This window comes from Jannaschia pohangensis, from assembly GCF_900113875.1.
Classification (GTDB): domain Bacteria; phylum Pseudomonadota; class Alphaproteobacteria; order Rhodobacterales; family Rhodobacteraceae; genus Jannaschia; species Jannaschia pohangensis.
Window position 1 is genome coordinate 1 of the sequence record NZ_FORA01000017.1, and the last position, 2,932, is coordinate 2,932.

The window sequence follows — 2,932 nt, forward strand, 5'->3', positions numbered from 1 at the left end:
CTCTGGTTTCAGCTGGATGAACGTCGGGGGTCAGAGCACCCTTCATAGAAAAAATCAATTTTGTCATTTGCGACCTCAGAGATACCGGCTTGGTTGCTATACCACACTACGATATGGCGCACGAAGAAAGCTATTTGTGAAGCACGAAAAAGCCCCGCTGTCTCCAGCGGGGCTTCTGTATGCGTGGCGGGGTGAACCCCGCCCTATGAGCCTGACTTACAGGCCGGTCGTCACGTCGATGGTGTTGCCCTCTTCGAGCGTAACGTAGGCTTTCTTCACGTCCTTGCGGCGGCCCATTTGCCCCCGGAAACGCTTGGTCTTGCCCTTGGTGATGGTCGTGTTCACGGCCTTCACCTTCACGCCGAACAGTTCTTCGACCGCCGATTTGATCTGCGGCTTGTTCGCATCGATTGCCACTTCGAAGACGACGGCATTGGCTTCGGAGGCCATCGTCGCCTTTTCGGTGATGATCGGTTTGCGGATCACGTCGTAGGTGTTCATTTGAGACGAGCCTCCAGAGCTTCGACGCCCGCCTTCGTGATCACCAGGGTGTCACGCTTGAGGATGTCCATGACGTTGGCGCCCATCGACGGCAGAACGTCCACGTTGGCGAGGTTGCGCGATGCTTGTGCGAAATCCTCGTTTACGGTGGCGCCGTCGATGATGAGCGCGCGCTTCCAGCCCAGACCGTCGATCTGCTTGGCCAGGGCACCGGTCTTCCCGGCGGCCGACAGATCGTCGAGAATGACCAGCTTGCCGGCCTGCGCCTTGGCGGACAGGGCGTGCAGAAGACCCAGACGACGGAACTTCTTGGTCAGGTCGTGGGCGTGGCTGCGGGGCGTGGGGCCCTTGTAGACGCCGCCCTTGCGGAAGATCGGCGCCTTGCGAGACCCGTGGCGTGCACCGCCCGAACCCTTCTGACGGACGATCTTCTTGGTCGAATAGCTGACCTCGGAGCGCGTCTTGACCTTGTGCGTGCCGGCCTGCGCCTTGTTGCGCTGCCAGCGGACGACGCGGAACAGGATGTCGCGGCGGGGCTCCAGACCGAAGAGGTCGTCGCTCAGCTCAACGGATCCGGCCTTGCCGCCGTCCAGTTTGATGACGTCGAGTTTCATTCGTCACCTTCCTTCTTTTCGTCGGCTGCGGGAGCCTCGGCTTCGGCAGCCTCGGCAGCTTCGGCGGCTTCGATCGCGGCCTGCTCTGCGGCGGCGGCCTCGGCGGCGGCGGCGGCGGCTTCGGCCTCGGCGGCGGCAGCGGCTTCCTCAGCGGCCTTGGCGGCTTCGGCAGCGGCAGAGCGCAGCGCGGCGGGCAGGATCGCGTTCTCGGGGAACGGCTTCTTCACCGCGTCCTTGATCGTGACCCAGCCGCCCTTGGAGCCGGGAACGGCGCCCTTGACCATGATGAGGCCGCGGTCGGTGTCGGTGCGGACAACCTGCAGATTCTGCGTGGTGACACGGGCGTTGCCCATGTGACCGGCCATCTTCTTGCCCTTGAACACCTTGCCGGGGTCCTGACACTGGCCCGTGGAGCCGTGCGAGCGGTGGCTGACCGACACACCGTGCGAGGCACGCAGACCACCGAAGTTCCAGCGCTTCATCGCACCGGCAAAACCCTTGCCGATGGAAGTGCCGGAGACGTCGACGAACTGACCCTCGAAGTAATGGTCGGCGATGATTTCCTCGCCCACGTCGATCATGTTGGCCGCATCGACTCGGAATTCCACGATCTTGCGCTTGGGCTCCACGCCGGCGTTCTTGAACACGCCGCGCATTGCCTGGCTGGTGCGCTTGACCTTGGCCGTACCGGCGCCCAGCTGGACTGCGGTATAACCGTGCTTGTCGTCCGTGCGTTGGCCGACGACCTGGAGGCCATCGAGCTGCAGGACGGTGACGGGGATCTGCTTCCCGTCTTCCATGAACAGGCGGGTCATACCCACCTTCTTGGCGATCACTCCGGAACGCATCATCTCTGGTGCCTCCTCAGACCTTGATCTCGACGTCCACGCCGGCGGCGAGGTCGAGCTTCATCAGCGCGTCCACCGTCTGCGGGGTCGGATCCACGATATCCAGCAGACGCTTGTGCGTGCGGATTTCCCACTGGTCGCGCGACTTCTTGTCGATGTGCGGACCGCGCAGGACGGTGAATTTCTCGATCTTGTTGGGGAGCGGGATCGGCCCGCGAACCTGGGCACCCGTGCGCTTGGCGGTATTCACGATTTCCAGGGTGCTGGCGTCCAGCACACGGTAATCGAACGCCTTGAGCCGGATACGGATATTCTGGCTTTTCATGTCATTCGCCTGACAGGCTGCCTCCGCGAAAAGCGGAAGTCAGCGTGAGAGTTGAGAGGAGGAGAACGGACCACCCGCACCCCTCGTCGAACCCAGACGGAAGCGGGGCCGCGCGTGGCAGCCCCGTCCGTAGATGGGCGCGTCTAGACCGAGTTGCGCCCTGCTGCAACCCCTCTTGTCGCGCTTTTCCATACAACTGCCAAAGCGGGGCCGTCGGGCCTCGGGGTGCGATGGATCAGGACTTGGGCCAGGCGTCGTGGGCGTCCATCCAGCGGATCGCCAGCCAATACCACAGGGCGGCCAGCACGAGGATCATCCCGATGGGGTTTGCCAGATAGGCGGTCGCCGCGACGGCGCAGACCAGCGAGATCCAGACGAAGGCCATCGCCAGGGCCCGGCTGCCGATCCCGTAGAGGCCGACTGTCACATAGAGAGGCGGGGTGTCCCTGGTGGCCATGGGTCTGACTCCTGTCTGCAGGGCAATCTGCGGCGAATGCAGGTTGCGGCGGTTGTGCCGTCGCCGTCTGGCGCAGATTTCGGGCAAAGATATGACGGCGGGACACCTCCCCCATCTTGCGCGTCCAACCATCCAACCATCCAACCATCCCGCCCTCTCGTGACAAAGGCCGCCCCTTGCGGGACGG

Annotated in this window: 5 protein-coding genes; all 5 read right to left on the reverse strand. The window is 63.5% G+C overall.

The window, feature by feature from the left end:
* Nucleotides 1–216 precede the first annotated feature (216 nt).
* Nucleotides 217–501, reverse strand: a complete 285-nt coding sequence (locus tag BM002_RS18925; RefSeq protein WP_092785258.1) for a 50S ribosomal protein L23 — start codon at nucleotides 499–501, stop codon at nucleotides 217–219.
* On the reverse strand, nucleotides 498–1,115 hold the full coding sequence (gene rplD, locus BM002_RS18930; protein WP_092785261.1) for a 50S ribosomal protein L4: 618 nt from the start codon (nucleotides 1,113–1,115) through the stop codon (nucleotides 498–500). Before rplD ends, BM002_RS18925 begins: the two co-directional genes overlap by 4 nt.
* The gene (rplC, locus tag BM002_RS18935; RefSeq protein ID WP_092785264.1) at nucleotides 1,112–1,966 is read right to left on the reverse strand and encodes a 50S ribosomal protein L3; all 855 of its coding nucleotides are present in this window, start codon (nucleotides 1,964–1,966) and stop codon (nucleotides 1,112–1,114) included. Before rplC ends, rplD begins: the two co-directional genes overlap by 4 nt.
* Nucleotides 1,967–1,979: 13 nt before the next feature.
* Entirely contained in the window at nucleotides 1,980–2,288 is a 309-nt protein-coding gene (gene rpsJ, locus BM002_RS18940; RefSeq protein WP_092785268.1) for a 30S ribosomal protein S10, read from the reverse strand.
* 235 nt (nucleotides 2,289–2,523) lie between these two features.
* Nucleotides 2,524–2,745 (reverse strand): hypothetical protein, encoded by a 222-nt coding sequence (locus BM002_RS18945; protein ID WP_092785271.1) that lies wholly within the window; start codon nucleotides 2,743–2,745, stop codon nucleotides 2,524–2,526.
* Nucleotides 2,746–2,932: the final 187 nt, after the last annotated feature.